This window comes from Ensifer sp. 2TAB8 (assembly GCF_052115125.1).
Taxonomy (GTDB): Bacteria; Pseudomonadota; Alphaproteobacteria; order Rhizobiales; family Rhizobiaceae; genus Ensifer.
Genome location: NZ_JBFRGB010000017.1, coordinates 96,148 through 110,439, shown reverse-complemented (window position 1 = coordinate 110,439; position 14,292 = coordinate 96,148). Strand labels below are relative to the sequence as shown.

The window sequence follows — 14,292 nt, the reverse complement described above, 5'->3', positions numbered from 1 at the left end:
CCATCGGGAGCGCCTCTCGCGCTCAGCCGTAGGACATCATCACATGAAGCAGAAAAACAGCCTGCCGGCGGTATTCCTTACCCCGGCCATGGGGATCCTTGCCGTTCTCGCCCTCGTGCCGACGGCCTATGCGATCTACATATCCTTCCAGAACCGGGAACTCAGCCGTCCGGACGGCAGCTTCGTCGGGTTCGCCAACTATATCGACCTGTTCTCGGACCGCCGCTTCGTCAACGCCATCGGCGTCTCCTTGACCTGGGAAGCGGTGACCGTCGGCATGACCCTCGTCATCGCCGTGGGCTTGGGCATTCTGCTCTTCGAATGCGCGTCGCCGCGCACGCGCAATCTGCTGGCGCTGTTGTTCCTGGTGCCCGTGATCCTGCCGCGGGTTTCGGCCGCCTTCGTCTGGAAGTTCGCCTTCCATCCGCTCTATGGCATCGCCACCTATCCCTATAAGGCGATCACCGGCCAGCCGCTCGACCTGCTCTCCAATCCGGCAACGGCACTTGCAACGGTCGCATTGGTCGATGTCTGGCAATGGGGACTGTTCTTCGCCGTCATCGTGCTGAAGCTCCTGGAAACGCTACCGCCCCAGCCGTTCGAAGCCGCCCGCCTCGACCACGCCCGCACCTGGGAGGTCTACGCCTTCATCGCCCTTCCGATGCTGAAGGCGCCGCTGATCTCGCTCGCCTTCGTCAAGATGATCGAGTCGCTGCGCGCCTTCGATCTGATCTACGTCATGACGCGCGGCGGACCGGGGATCACGACCGAAACGCTCGACATGTACGCCTTCTCCCAGGGTTTCATCGAGTCCGGCCGCATCTCCTACGCCTCCAGCATGGCGGTTCTGATGATGATCGCCACGTCGATCGCCTTCACCTTCATCTGGAAGAGGGTTCAGTGATGACCGCCCACGCCCTTGGCCGCCTCTTTGGCCGGTTGATCCTTGCCGGTGCCGCCTTCTCGGCCGTGTTTCCGATGTTCTGGACCGCGCTCAACGCCTTCAAGAACCGCGTCGACATCGTGACGCCGACACCGCTTTTCTTCTTCGAGCCGACACTCGACAACTTCGCCTACGTGCTTGGTCGCGAAAGCGTCTTTGCCGGCCTCGTCAATTCGCTGCTGATTTCGGGCGCCTCGGTGCTGATCGGTGCCGCCCTTGGTCTACCCGCCGCCTATGCCATCGCGCGCTATCCCAACCGCTGGTCGCGCGACATCCAGTTCTTCGTCCTGTCGCTGCGCTTCCTGCCGCCTGTGGCGATCGCCATTCCGCTGATGGTGATCTGGCTCGATTTCGGCCTCTATGACACCCGCCTGTCGATGATCGTCACCTATTCGCTGCTGACGCTCGCGACCGTCATCTGGCTGAGCGTCCCGGCCTTCGCCCGGGTGCCGAAGGAAGTCGAGGAGGCCGCTCGCGTCGATGGCTACGGCCCCTATGCGATCTTCTTCCTGATCGCGCTGCCTATCGCGCTGCGGTCGCTGATTGGAGCCGTCGCCTTTGCCTTCGTGCTCGTCTGGAACGAGTTCCTGATCGCACTGATGCTGACGACATCCGACGCCAAGACGCTGCCGATCGTCGCTTCGGAACTGACCCAGCTCGGCCGCGACGTGCCCTGGGGCATCCTCAACGCATCCGTGGTGCTGCTCTCCATCCCGCCCCTGCTCTTCATCGGGGTTCTAAGCGGCATGCTCAACAGCGCCTTCAAGCGCAAGACCCAATGAAACCCAAGACCGCGAAAACCAAGACACTGAAAACAAGGAAATCCTTCATGCAAGCGTTGGTCCTCGAGCAAAAAGGCGTGCTCTCGCTCCGCGAGATCGATCTACCGCTGGAACTCGGCCCCGATGACGTCAAGATCGCCATCGACACGGTCGGCGTCTGCGGCAGCGACGTGCATTATTACACCCATGGCGCCATCGGCCCCTATGTGGTGCGCGAGCCGATGGTGCTCGGCCACGAAGCGGCCGGCACCGTGGTCGCGGTCGGCAGCAACGTCGAAACGCTAACAGTCGGCGACCGGGTCTGCATGGAGCCGGGTGTTCCGGATCTGACCTCCCGCGCTTCCAAGCTCGGCATCTACAATGTCGACCCGAAGGTGCGCTTCTGGGCGACGCCGCCGGTGCATGGAGTGCTGGCGCCCTTCGCCATCCATCCGGCCGCCTTCAGCTACAAGCTTCCGGACAACGTCTCCTTTGCCGAAGGCGCCATGGTCGAGCCCTTCGCGATCGGCATGCAGGCTGCCGCCCGCGCCCGGATCGCGCCCGGCGATGTCGCCGCGGTCATCGGCTGCGGGCCGATCGGCATCATGGTGGCGCTGGCAGCCCTTGCCGGCGGCTGCAGCCGCGTTTTCATCTCCGATTTCAGCGCCGAGAAACTGGCGATCGCCGCGCAATATCCGGGCATCACCCCGGTCAACATCGCCGAGCGTTCCTTTGCCGATGTGATTGCTATTGAAACCGGCGGCTGGGGCGCCGATGTCGTCTTCGAGGCAAGCGGCAGTGCCAAGGCGTTCTCCGGTATCTTCGATCTCGTGCGCCCGGGCGGTGCCATCGTGCTGGTCGGCCTGCCGGTCGAGGCCGTCCAGTTCGACGTACCGGGCGCGATCTCAAAGGAGGTCCGCATCGAAACGGTGTTCCGATACGCCAACATCTTCGACCGCGCGCTGCAGTTGATCGCGTCGGGCAAGGTCGACCTGAAGCCGCTGATCACCGACACGTTCCGGTTCGAAGACAGCATTCGGGCTTTCGAACGCGCCGCTTCCGCGCGGCCGACCGACATCAAGCTGCAGATCCGCATGGACAGTGGGAAGGATTGAGCCATGGCGAACATCGTCTGTTCCAACGTCGACAAGCAATACGGTGCCGTTGATGTCATCAGGGATTTCAACCTCGATGTCGCCGATCACGAATTCATCGTGTTTCTCGGCCCATCCGGCTGCGGCAAGTCTACGCTTCTGCGCATGATTGCCGGCCTCGAGGATATCTCCGGCGGCACCGTCTCGATCGGTGGCCGGACGGTGAACGACCTGCCGCCGCGCGACCGCGGCGTCGCTATGGTCTTCCAGAATTATGCGCTCTACCCGCACATGACGATCTACGACAACATCGCCTTCGGGCTGAAGCGCATGAAAGTCTCAAAGGCGGAGATCGACATCCGCATCCGCGCTGTTTCGGCAACGCTTGGCCTCGAGCCCTATCTCGCCCGTAAGCCGACCGAATTGTCCGGCGGCCAACAGCAGCGCGTCGCGATCGCCCGTGCGATGATCAAGACGCCGCGGGTCTTCCTCTTTGACGAACCGCTGTCCAATCTCGATGCCAAGCTGCGCAATCACATGCGTGTCGAGATCGCCCGACTGCACCAGAAGCTGAAGACCACGACGATCTATGTGACGCACGACCAGTTGGAGGCGATGACGCTCGCCGACAGGATCGTCTTGATGAAGGGCGGCGCGATCGAGCAGGTCGGCACGCCCGCCGAAATCTACGAGCGGCCGCGCACCCTGTTCGTTGCCGGTTTCATCGGCACGCCCAACATGAACTTCATCGACGTCGCGGCCGAGAAGACCGAAGGCGGCTGGTTACTGCGCAGCGCCGGCGGCAACTTCGTGGTCTCGGATGAAAAATTCACCCTGAGCCATGGTCAGCAACTGGTGCTCGGTATCCGCCCCGCCGATCTCAAGATCGCGGAGGTGGGCTCCAGTCACATGTCGGGTGTTGCCGATCTCGTCGAGTTTCACGGCAACGATGCGCTGGTGACTTTCCTTTTCGCCGGCAAGGAAATCGGCGCTCTGGTCAAGGCGGGCGGAAGTCCGAAACCGGGCGATGCCGTGTCCTTCTCGATCGGACCGGAGAGCCTGCATCTGTTCGACCGCGAAAGCGGCATCTCCCTGCTGAAATCCTGAGGCCTTCTTCAGCTTGGATTGGCGAATGAGGCGGCCGAGAAAGGTCCGGCCGTCATCATCGTAAAATCGAAGGGCGCGCGAACGTCGGCGTCGAGCACGTATTGCCGGTGAACCCGAAGGAAATCGCGCTTGATCCTGCGATAGCGTTCCGGCGAAAGCATGTGCCTGAGCCGTATGAAAACGATCGGCGGCTGCGGCGCGTCAGGGTGTCCAGCGAGCGCGACGACCTGGCATCGATAGAAATTGATCGCATCCGTCAGGCATTGGACGTCGAACCAGAAGATTTCCTTCACATGGGCAATGGCGCCGACGCGGGTCCGAAGAACCTCGGCACTGCGCAACAGCGCACATTGCAGGATCGCGCCGCCGAGCGTGACGAAGATGATCCGCTTCCGCTCGAACAAATCCGGCTCCCTTTCCACCAAGGCGCCGAGGACCTGTGTGGCAACGCTGGCGCCCATGCTGTGGGARGTGATGACATATTCGTCAGCCGGCTCGCTGAACGCTGCCTGCGCGGATACTAAGCCCTCTTCAACCCATTGTTTCAAATACTGTTTTTCGAATCTGGCAACAGCAACGGCCAGTTCCCAGTCGGAAAAGAGATGTAGGGCATGCCATCTCTCGGTCCAGGGGAGAAAGAGCTTGAAGAAGGCGACATAAGCAACGATTGCGCTCAGGGCCAGAAGTGGAGGATCCAGCCCAAGCCAGTAGGGAGCGGTGGCGATCAGCAGGCTCAGCCCCATCCCGATCGCGATGAGCAGGAACGGGAAGAGGAAGAACAACCCGAAGCGCCACGCATGCCGGAAGTAGGACAAGGCACCGCCTTCCCAGACCACGCGCGCGGCGTTCAGGTAGCCCGCTGCCATTCTGTGCAACGTCGACCGGCCGTTCAGCCTTCTCACGATTTCATTGTGATCGAAGACGTAGACGCGGGTCATCGTTCGCCAATCGACGCCTTGACTGTCCACGTCGAAGTAGCGGCTGGGCCCTTCGATCTGTACCGGTCCCACCTCGACCTCGAAGTCGTAAAGCTTGGCGGTCTTTTCCGCCGATCGTTTGTAGCGTGCCTGGTGCTTGACGGCATCCAGGGGCTCAAAGCCCGGAAAGTGCAGCACAATTCGTCTCGTGACGTGCCCGGAAGGTTTGTCGAATGACAAGAGGATGATCTTTCAATAGGCGCAAAACGCCCGCCCTCGCCTCCCCGGAAGAAAGCAAGAGCGGGCGCTCGAAGAGCGCCGGGTGGTCCCAGCCTGCCGGAGAGGTCAACAATCTCGGTGTCGAGAATATGGCCGAAAGAAGCGATATATCTGTGCCGGCAAGATTTTTTGATGCGGCCGATCCGAGATGCGACTTCCGCCTGCACGCTGGAGGCGCTGTCTGAACCCGCTAGTTTCGGTCTTTATGGGTTCCCTATGCGCAGGTCCCAACTTCCCAGGCGATTTCCTATCTTGGCTCGCGCTAACAGCAACCGGCGCAAATGCCGCATTGGTCCCCGATGGCTCCGCCTTCTTAGCGCCGTTTTTCGATGGCTTGAGACGCGCCGTGCCGCCGGGAACATCGCCCAATTGCGGCACGTGCCAGCATCACTGAGCGCGATCTGACTGCCGTCGGTGGACGACGATCCGTGATGCGTCTGCAGGCAACGACCAAACAACGGCATAGAAGCCTCGGCACCGGCCCTCCCCGGTTCCGGAAACGTCTTACAACGAGCGAGACAATGAAATTCAGGAACGGGTTCAAACTCACCGCCAAAGCGAGCCGCCGCCTGCCGACGGAATATTTCATGCTGGCGGATGTCGAATTCGAAGGCGCTGTCATCGGCTATCTCGCCGGCCGGCCCATCCGCGACTCTGTGTCCGACCGCGACGGCCTGCGCTACCGTTTCGTCGGGGTGGCACCGCGCCTGCCTGGCGGCGGATTTGACGTGCTGGCGCTCCGCTCCGGCGAATGGATCCTATTGCCAGGTCTGGTCTACGCGGCCGATGCCAAGGAAGGTGCGTCGCGGAACAAAGCGAACCGCGCAGCCTGACGCTCACGACGCGTCGTTTTCGGTTCCCGCCGCTCGCAACTTCGATCGCGCAGCGTTTTCCCTGGCGGATTCAAACATTGCCTCGATTTGGGGCCTGCATTGAAGCCTGTCTGCTCTGCCGTAGACTTCGGCCTCAATAGCGTCAGCCCTGCGCCCGACGGCGATACCGGTCGGGGCGTTGTGAAAAACGTCCGCAAGGAACTGGGCCTTCAGCAGGTTATCGGTCGCTCGAATTTCAACGAAAGCGTAACACAGAACGCTGAGGATCGTTTCGTACGAGCCGCGCTTGTCGTGGTCGTTCTGAAAATCTCCGTCCAATGCAAATGCCTCCGTTGTCCTGATCCGGTTCGTGAATTCACGCCCGGCGATCAGCGCCGCGCCCTCGCAATGTCCCTGTAATCTTGCAGCCTTAGCAACCCGGTATCGCTGCACCACTCCGGTCTCACGATCGATCCGGAGAAGCGGCAACTCATTGAACGACTGCAGGCTTTTGCGCTTCCGCATGGATGCTCGGGGCCGCGGAAAACCGGGATCCGTCATGTTCTTCAGCAAAGGGCGCCGCGCCCTCGCATGCCTCGCCGCCACCACCGTTTTCCTGACCGGTTGCGCTTCCGACACGATGAAAACCTATATCGGCCAACCGGTCGAATCCGTCATCATCGATTACGGTCCGCCCACCAACATCCTTGATCTCAGCTGGAACGAGCGGGCCTACCAATGGCGCAAGATCTCGACGAATGTCGTCTCCGGCACGTCGAGCGGTGAAATCAGAGACACTCGGCGCGGAATGCGCTACGAGGAGTACACGACGCCGGGCTATGTCGAGGAACAGGAGTGCTTCTACACCTTCTATGCCCGGATGCAGCAAGGCCGCTGGTACATTACCAACTTCCGTCAGCCGAAGCTGGAATGTGAATGATGGCTGCCGCCTCTCTCACGGGGCGGATGGAAATTGTCCTAACGCCTTGAATTCATATATATATTTTCCGCTCAGAGATACGGGCGATCGGGAGAACTGGCATGCGCATCCTGCTGCTGGAAGACGAGCCGGAGATGGCCTCGGCCCTGAAGGCGGCGCTAGAGCGGCGCCAGGTAATCGTTGACCACGTCTCGACACTGGCCGATGCCGAGGCCGTCGCGGAACTCTGGCCCTACGATGTCGTCGTGCTCGATCGCCGCGTGCCAGATGGCGAAGGCCTGGACCTCATACCGAAACTGCGCAGTCTCGGGGTCGGGGCGCCGATATTGATGCTGACGGCCTTGGGATCGATCAACGACCGGGTCGCCGGGCTCGATGCCGGTGCCGACGACTATCTGTCCAAGCCGTTTGCCGTCGAAGAACTGATGGCCCGGCTGCGGGCGCTCGCCCGCCGCCCGGTCTCATTGAAAGCCGAGCAGACCAAGGTCGGACGGCTTATCTACGACTTCCACCACCGTGAAGCAGCAGTGGATGACAAGCCGCTCGATCTCCTGCGCAGAGAACGCCTTGCGCTCGAAGCCTTGATGCGTCGCCCCGGCCGTACCGTGCTCAGGGCGACTTTAGAGGAATCGGTCTACGCCATGGACGACGAGATCGAGTCCAATGCGCTCGACTCGCATCTGTCGCGCCTACGCCGCAAGCTCGAAGACGTCGGTGCCGGCGTCGAGATCAGAGCCATCCGCAACCTCGGCTATCTCCTGCGCGCGACAACATGACGAAGGCTCGACCCCGCTCGCTGCAATGGGTGCTGGTGCGCCGCCTCATCCTGCTTCAGGCGGCAACCCTGTTTGTCTTCATTGGCCTGCTTTTCCTGGCAATGTTCATCGCTCAGCCGCGCCTGCTCGTCGACAACGAAGCGGCAGTAGATGTTCTCGACCGCGCCGTCGGGCGCGATACGGGCGGCGCATTGATGGTCCGGGAGACGGAAGAGCTACGGGAGCTACGCCAAGCTCATCCCAATCTCTGGTTCATCATCCGCGACGGCGCTGGCCAGGTTCTCCGACAGGGGAATGTTCCCTCTCCCTACGAGGAAAGCGGTGGCGAACTGATGCGACGGGTCGAAGGCGCGAAGCTGCTCTTCGATGATGGCGGTACGCTGCCGGACGCGGTCCTCCACAATGCCGACACCGACGCCGGCCGCGTCCAGATTATCGCCTCGACCGTTACTTCGCGGCGCGACAATGGTCCGCTGGACGTGCAGATCAGCGTTAATGTCGACATGGCGCGTGACCTCGACGGCACGACGACCTGGACCGAGGTCGTACCAATGATCGCGCTGCTTATCCTCTGCTTTCTGCTGCCGATCATTCTGGTGATGGGCGTAACCACGCTGGTCACGGCGCCGGCCGTCGTTCGGCGCTCCCTGGCGAGCCTCATTTCGACCGCCGACCAGGCCGGCCGCATCGACATCGACAATCGCGCAGTTCAGCTCGAAACCGAAAAGGTACCGACCGAGATCGCACCTTTAGTGCAGGCCTTCAACAAGGCGCTGGCGCGGCTAGGCGAAGGGTATGACCAGCGCAACCGATTTCTCACCGACGCTGCGCACGAGTTGCGTACCCCGATCGCGATCCTCAGAACCCGTGCCGAGCTGCTGCAGGAAGCACCCGAAAGCACCCGCCTAAAGCTGGATATCGAACGTCTTTCGCATCTCGCCCAACAGCTCCTCGATCGACAGGTGCTCGAGCACGCCGGTGGTGCCCTGGAGGTGGTGGACCTCGTTGCGATGGCAAGAACCATCGCTGCTGACTTTGCGCCGCTGGCGTTCGAGGCTGGCTACGAGCTTGCGTTCGAAACCGCGGTGCCGAAGGCTCCCGTCAGCGCGCGGCCACGCCAGATCGAGCAGGCCGTCGCCAATCTCCTGCGCAATGCCATCGAGCATGGCGGCGGCACCGGCACGATCACCGTGCTGGTCAATGCCGAGGGCGGCCTCGAAATCCAGGACGAAGGCCCCGGAATTCCTGCAGAGGAGCGCGAGCGCGTTTTCGAGCCTTTCTATCGCTTGCGTCCACGCTCTACCGGCGCCGGTCTGGGGCTCAACCTGGCACGGGAGATCGCCCGCCTGCACGGCGGTCGGATCGACATCCTTGCCGGTCCGTGGCGGGGTGCTCGTGTTCGGCTGCAATTGCCACTCGACGGCGGATGCGCAGCGCAGCAATCGGCACCGGCATCCGCGTAGCCCGCCGCCTGGCCGTTTTCTCAAAAGCTTTCGGCTTCCCCCTTATCAAGGCGCCGCTGATGCTCCACATTTGCAACGACGCATCGCGAACGTTCGCCGGGAGAACGGCTGAGAGTTCGACCAGAATGGAGAATTGCAAATGCAGATGTCTTCGCAAGCCCCCTCGCCTTCACTTGAGGAAGGACACTGGCCGGCTCGACGCCGGAGCGTGCTCGACTGGCTGATCATCGAAACGCGCAACGAGCGGTTCATCGACAACATCCTCGTTGAAATGTGCGAGCGGCTGCAGGCAGCCGGCGTCCCGGTTGCGCGTTCGACGCTGCATTTCCGGATCAATCATCCGCAGTGGCTCGGCGCCCGTATCCTCTGGCGCCAGGGCTTGGCCGAGGGTGAAATCGACCTCTACGACTATGGCACCCAGAACACCGCGCTCTACCTCAAGAGCCCGCTCTACATAATCAACAACGGCGGCGCGGAGGTTCGCACGAACCTGGAGGCCCTGACGGAAGAGCATTCCCAAAACTCGCTCTATGTCGACCTGAAGGGCGAAGGGCTGACCGAATACATAGCCTGGCCGCTCGAACACACGCTTGGCAAACGCCATGTCGTCACCTTCGCCACCGACCGAAAGGGCGGATTCGAGGATGAGCACATCGCCTTCCTCTTGGACCTTCTACCCGCTTTGGCCCTCGTCAGCGAAATCCGGTTGAAAAACCGGTTCGTGCGGACGCTGCTCGAAACCTATGTTGGCCCACATGCCAGCGAGCAGATTCTTGCCGGCGCCACGACGCGTGGCAGCGGGGTTACCGTCGGCGCAGCCATTCTGATTTGCGACCTGCGAAACTTCACCAAGCTCTCGGATCTTTGGCCGCGCGACGACGTGATCGATCTGCTCAATGCCTATTTCGACGCGATGTCGGAACCGATCGAGCGGCATGGCGGCGAGATCCTCAAATTCATGGGCGATGGCCTGCTGGCGATCTTTCCGCTCAGCAACCCGAATGCCGCCGAAAACCTGTTGCAAGCGATCCGCGAGGCGGAAGCGGCAATCGCTCTTCTCAACAAGGACAACCTCGAAAAGGGCCGCGAACCCTTTGGTTACGGGATCGGAGTCCACGTCGGTGACGTGATGTACGGCAATATCGGCTCACGCCGCCGGCTGGACTTCACGGTGATCGGCCCCGCGGTCAATATCGCCTCCCGGCTTGAGAGCCTGACCAAGGAAACGAAGCGACCGGTGCTTCTGTCGCGGGCCTTCGTGGAGCTGGCCGGATGCGCATCCAGCATGGAGCATCTCGGCGCCTATCCCGTCAGAGGGATAGGCGAACCGATCGAAGTCTTCGCCTTTTCCGGCAACGGCCCGGCCCCTGTCTTGCGCGTCGTTGGAGAATAGCCGGTTGTCCGCGGACAACTGTCGGACTCGGCATGGAGAAATGTGTTAGCCGGCTATCCGATGGGGCTCGGCGCGAACTGGGCAACGAGTTCGTGGCGATCGCCGGGATAGGTCAGCCGGACATGCGTCACCGGCGCACGGCCACTCCAAGTACGGCGCTCGATGACCAGGCAGGCGGTGCCGGTCGAAATGTCGAGCGCCTGTGCCGCCAGCTTGTTCGCCGCAACGGCCCGGATGCGGTGTTCTGCCGTACTCCACGGCACCTTGCCGAGCAGCCACGAACCAGGCGCCGCGGTTTCAAACAGTTCCGCCTCCGCCTCCGGCACCGCCGCTAGGCTGATCAGGCGTTCCTCGAAACAAAAAGGGCGCCCGCCGGCAAAATGCCGACACGTAACATCCAGCAGCCTCACCGAGGTCGGAAGGTCCAGCCGTTCGACGTCGCGGCTCTCGACACTGCGCACCTTTCGCTCGCCCAGCTGAAAACTGTAGTCGAGCCCCAAAGATTGGACTTCGAGCTTGACGTCGTGGATTTCCATCACCGCCGACTGCACCTGCGGAAAGGTGACATAGCTGCCGGACTTGCGTCTGCGCTCGATCAATCCGCGCTTGACGAGTTCAGTCAGCGCCTTGTTCACGGTCATCCGTGAGCAGCCGTATTGTTCCGTCAGTTCGTGTTCGAATGGAATACGATGGCCCGGCGGCCATTCTCCGGAAAGGATGCGCCCCTCCACGTCCCCGAGTATCCGCTGGTGCAAGGACAAGGTCTGCCCTTGATTGTCGACAGCATCGTCGGGCTGAATGTTCGAAACGGTTCGGTCTTGCTTGGTGTCCATGACACCGAACTTAATCATTTCGCAGCGGCGAAACAGCCCTTCTCTCGCTGTTTCGCGCTTTTCCACCATAGCCACGGACACTTCGGCACGATGTTGACAGCTGTCAACGTTCGCAATTCACTCACCAGATGATCAATAGAGGAGATGCCAAGGCGTCAGGAATGCCCGCGCCCATTCCTGATTGCGATCAGACTCTTCGTACTCCGCCTTCTCAACCGGAGCCGGCGCAATCTCCACTCTCGACTGCCGCGTCGCCTTCGGCGGCGGTGGCGCCAGATACCCAAGGGTCATTCCACCTAGATAGAACATATCGAACCTTCTCGCGTCAGGCCTCTGATAGACACAATCGTGACACAATCAGCCCGCCTGTCAATAGTCTATAAATTCTATACTCTTTTAGATCTTCTTTTGTGGCCTGCGAAGATGGCGGCGCGCGCCACTGTGGCCCGCCGCAATCAGACGGTTGTCCGCGGACAACCGGGGGCGAAAATCGGTTCGTTAGCCGCCGAAACAGCCCCTTGGGTATAAATCGCTATGCGTTTGTAAATCCGAACCGAATCGGAGCATAGTGCAGCTGCGCATATTGTTCCGATATGACGATATTTGCGCAGTTTTCGGGGAACCCAATGTTGCAACAGAAAATTCAAGGTCACGACGAACAGGAGCATCTGCCGACGCTTCTGGCTGCCGATGCTTTGGAACTGGCGCATCAGCTGCAGCAGCATCAAAAAAAGATCTTTCCTCCACAGGCCCAAAAGGCAATGCGCCTCTTCAGCCCTGCCGAGGCCGCCGCCTTCATTGGAATCGGTGAAGGCTACCTGAGGCAGGTGGCCTCAGAGGGCCACGGCCCGGCGCCCTTGTCAAACGGTCGGCGCATGTACGCGGTTGAAGATATCGAGCGCATCCGTCGCGTTCTCGACGACGGCGGCAAATCCGGGAAATACATCCCGCACCGTCGCGGCGACGAGAAGCTTCAAGTCATATCGGTCATGAATTTCAAGGGTGGATCGGCGAAGACGACGACATCCGCTCACCTTGCCCAATATCTGGCCCTTCGCGGCTATCGCACCCTGGCGATCGACCTTGATCCACAGGCTTCGCTCTCTGCCCTCTTCGGCCATCAGCCGGAACTGGACGTTGGCGAGGGCGAAACGCTTTACGGCGCGATCCGTTACGACGAGCCGCGGCCGATCGCCGACATCGTCCGTTCGACCTACACCGCGAACCTTCACCTCATCCCCGGTAATCTCGAGCTCATGGAGTTCGAGCACGAGACCCCGAAGGCGATGATGATGGGTGGCGCCGCCGAGACCCTGTTTTTCGCACGAATTGGCGACGTTTTGGCGGAAATCGAGAGTTTCTACGATATCGTCGTCATCGACTGCCCGCCGCAGCTTGGCTTTCTCACCATGTCGGCGCTCTGCGCCGCAACGTCCGTGCTCATCACCGTGCATCCGCAAATGCTCGATGTCATGTCGATGTCGCAGTTCCTGTCAATGACGAGCGAGTTGATGAGTGTCGTCGAAAAAGCCGGAGGTCGTACAAGTTACGACTGGATGCGCTATCTCGGCACACGATTCGAACCGAATGACGGTCCGCAAAGCCAGATGACCGGCTTCATGCGCGCCATTTTCGGCAATCGCATGCTGCAGAGCGCGATGGTGAAGTCGACGGCTATCTCCGATGCCGGCGTGACGAAGCAGACGCTCTATGAAGTCGAGCGCTCGCAATTCGTCCGCGGCACCTACGACCGCGCCATGGATTCTCTGAACCAGGTCAATGGCGAGATCGAAGAACTGATCCGCCAGGTTTGGGGGAGGAAGTAATCCATGGCCCGCAAGAATCTGATCGGGATTACGGACGACACAGCCGGGAACGACGCGAAAGCGGCGCTGGAACGCTTGGCCACGGGCCGGCCAATCGCCGGTCTAAGTGTGGGCGCACGGCCAGCAAGTGCCGTCGGCGGCATCACTCGGTCGCTTTCGAACATCACTCAGAAAGTTGAGCGCGCCCAGGAACTGGAGCGTCAACTTGCTGAAGGGTTGACGATCGTCGATCTCGACCCCGCGCTCATCGACGCCTCTTTCATCGTCGACCGCCTCGAAATCGGGGCAGACGCGCAATCCGCTCTTGCAGAACAGATACGTGAGCACGGTCAACAGGTTCCGATCCTCGTGCGTCCGCACCCGGAAACCGATGGGCGCTACCAGGTCGCTTACGGTCATCGCCGATTGGCCGCCGCACGCACGCTCGGCGGCAAGGTGCGCGCGGTTGTCCGCGATCTCAGCGACGAACAACTGGTCGTCTCTCAGGGGCAGGAAAACAACACCCGCACGGATCTGTCGTTCATCGAGCGGTCGCTGTTTGCCACTCGCCTTGAGGACCGCGGTTTTTCCCGCGAGATCATCATGTCCTCGCTCGGCGTCGACAAGGCCGCAGTTTCCAAGATGATTTCCGTCGTTCGTCGGCTACCAACCTCGCTGATCGAGGCTATTGGGCCGGCACCTTCGGTCGGTCGTCGCCGTTGGTTCGACCTCGCCGAGCTGCTTGCTGAAGCAGGAAAAGGCGAAGCCGCAGACGTCTTTGTGAAAGAAAAACAATTCCAGGCGGCGGGAAGCGATCAGCGTTTTGATGCGCTTTGTGCCTTCCTGAGCACCTCCAGGGCGCGCACCAGAGCCACCGCATGGGTAGCGCCCGACGATACAACTCCGGTCCGGATCCGCGAAACGGATGACGAGACAACGCTGTCCTTCAACAGGAAGAAGGCGCCGGGTTTTGCAGATTTCGTGAGGCAGAGGCTCAAATCTCTGTACCTCGAATATCAAGAGGAAACAGGAGACTAAACAGAGCAAAAGAAAAAGGCTTCCGAACGACTAGCGCTGCGGAAACCCTTCTCTCGTGTAGCAACTAGAGAATCCCATTTCCGCGAATCGGTGTCAAGAGTTTTCAACGTCGTTTCGGCGAACGGATTTCT

General features: G+C 60.9%; 15 protein-coding genes. 11 read left to right on the top strand and 4 right to left on the bottom strand.

From position 1 onward, the window contains the following. The first annotated feature begins 43 nt into the window (after positions 1-43). Genes AB4Z53_RS24750 through AB4Z53_RS24735 form a run of 4 tightly spaced genes read left to right on the top strand, consistent with a single transcriptional unit; the run spans position 44 to position 3,905 of the window. On the top strand, positions 44-904 hold the full coding sequence (locus tag AB4Z53_RS24750; RefSeq protein ID WP_113539493.1) for a carbohydrate ABC transporter permease: 861 nt from the start codon (positions 44-46) through the stop codon (positions 902-904). Beyond that, entirely contained in the window at positions 904-1,725 is an 822-nt protein-coding gene (locus AB4Z53_RS24745) for a carbohydrate ABC transporter permease (RefSeq protein WP_441598146.1), read from the top strand. Before AB4Z53_RS24750 ends, AB4Z53_RS24745 begins: the two co-directional genes overlap by 1 nt. A 47-nt stretch (positions 1,726-1,772) precedes the next feature. Then, positions 1,773-2,819 carry an NAD(P)-dependent alcohol dehydrogenase gene (locus AB4Z53_RS24740; RefSeq protein ID WP_113539495.1) on the top strand — a complete coding sequence of 349 codons (1,047 nt, stop codon included), beginning with the start codon at positions 1,773-1,775 and terminating at the stop codon, positions 2,817-2,819. 3 nt (positions 2,820-2,822) lie between these two features. Continuing rightward, entirely contained in the window at positions 2,823-3,905 is a 1,083-nt protein-coding gene (locus tag AB4Z53_RS24735) for an ABC transporter ATP-binding protein (protein WP_441598144.1), read from the top strand. 8 nt (positions 3,906-3,913) lie between these two features. Here the strand turns inward: AB4Z53_RS24735 and AB4Z53_RS24730 are convergent, their stop codons facing one another. Continuing rightward, a complete protein-coding gene (locus AB4Z53_RS24730) occupies positions 3,914-5,020 on the bottom strand; it encodes a hypothetical protein (RefSeq protein ID WP_441598142.1) in 1,107 nt (368 codons plus the stop codon). Between the two features lie 509 nt (positions 5,021-5,529). Here AB4Z53_RS24730 and AB4Z53_RS24725 point away from each other — a divergent pair. Then, complete coding sequence (locus tag AB4Z53_RS24725) at positions 5,530-5,934, top strand: hypothetical protein (protein WP_441598140.1); 405 nt, start codon at positions 5,530-5,532, stop codon at positions 5,932-5,934. A 3-nt stretch (positions 5,935-5,937) separates the two neighbouring features. On the opposite strand, the gene AB4Z53_RS24720 is transcribed toward AB4Z53_RS24725, so the two are convergent. Then, positions 5,938-6,438 (bottom strand): hypothetical protein, encoded by a 501-nt coding sequence (locus AB4Z53_RS24720; RefSeq protein ID WP_441598138.1) that lies wholly within the window; start codon positions 6,436-6,438, stop codon positions 5,938-5,940. Positions 6,439-6,472: 34 nt separating this feature from the next. Here AB4Z53_RS24720 and AB4Z53_RS24715 point away from each other — a divergent pair, with 34 nt between their 5' ends. From AB4Z53_RS24715 to AB4Z53_RS24700, 4 genes are all read left to right on the top strand, one after another. Beyond that, positions 6,473-6,853, top strand: a complete 381-nt coding sequence (locus AB4Z53_RS24715) for a hypothetical protein (RefSeq protein ID WP_441598137.1) — start codon at positions 6,473-6,475, stop codon at positions 6,851-6,853. A gap of 101 nt (positions 6,854-6,954) precedes the next feature. Then, a complete protein-coding gene (locus AB4Z53_RS24710) occupies positions 6,955-7,629 on the top strand; it encodes a response regulator transcription factor (RefSeq protein WP_113539501.1) in 675 nt (224 codons plus the stop codon). Then, positions 7,626-9,092 carry a sensor histidine kinase gene (locus tag AB4Z53_RS24705; RefSeq protein ID WP_441598134.1) on the top strand — a complete coding sequence of 489 codons (1,467 nt, stop codon included), beginning with the start codon at positions 7,626-7,628 and terminating at the stop codon, positions 9,090-9,092. The genes AB4Z53_RS24710 and AB4Z53_RS24705 overlap by 4 nt, the downstream gene beginning before the upstream one ends. Positions 9,093-9,231: 139 nt before the next feature. Next, on the top strand, positions 9,232-10,485 hold the full coding sequence (locus AB4Z53_RS24700) for an adenylate/guanylate cyclase domain-containing protein (protein ID WP_441598132.1): 1,254 nt from the start codon (positions 9,232-9,234) through the stop codon (positions 10,483-10,485). Positions 10,486-10,538: 53 nt separating this feature from the next. Here AB4Z53_RS24700 and hutC read toward each other — a convergent pair whose 3' ends face one another. Beyond that, on the bottom strand, positions 10,539-11,318 hold the full coding sequence (hutC, locus tag AB4Z53_RS24695; protein WP_441598228.1) for a histidine utilization repressor: 780 nt from the start codon (positions 11,316-11,318) through the stop codon (positions 10,539-10,541). Positions 11,319-11,450: 132 nt separating this feature from the next. Beyond that, positions 11,451-11,627 carry a hypothetical protein gene (locus AB4Z53_RS24690; RefSeq protein ID WP_441598130.1) on the bottom strand — a complete coding sequence of 59 codons (177 nt, stop codon included), beginning with the start codon at positions 11,625-11,627 and terminating at the stop codon, positions 11,451-11,453. A gap of 320 nt (positions 11,628-11,947) precedes the next feature. Here AB4Z53_RS24690 and repA point away from each other — a divergent pair, with 320 nt between their 5' ends. After that, the gene (repA, locus tag AB4Z53_RS24685) at positions 11,948-13,144 is read left to right on the top strand and encodes a plasmid partitioning protein RepA (RefSeq protein WP_419195889.1); all 1,197 of its coding nucleotides are present in this window, start codon (positions 11,948-11,950) and stop codon (positions 13,142-13,144) included. A 3-nt stretch (positions 13,145-13,147) separates the two neighbouring features. Continuing rightward, positions 13,148-14,161, top strand: coding sequence for a plasmid partitioning protein RepB (gene repB, locus AB4Z53_RS24680; protein ID WP_441598128.1), 1,014 nt, complete (start codon positions 13,148-13,150; stop codon positions 14,159-14,161). The last annotated feature ends 131 nt before the right edge of the window (positions 14,162-14,292 follow it).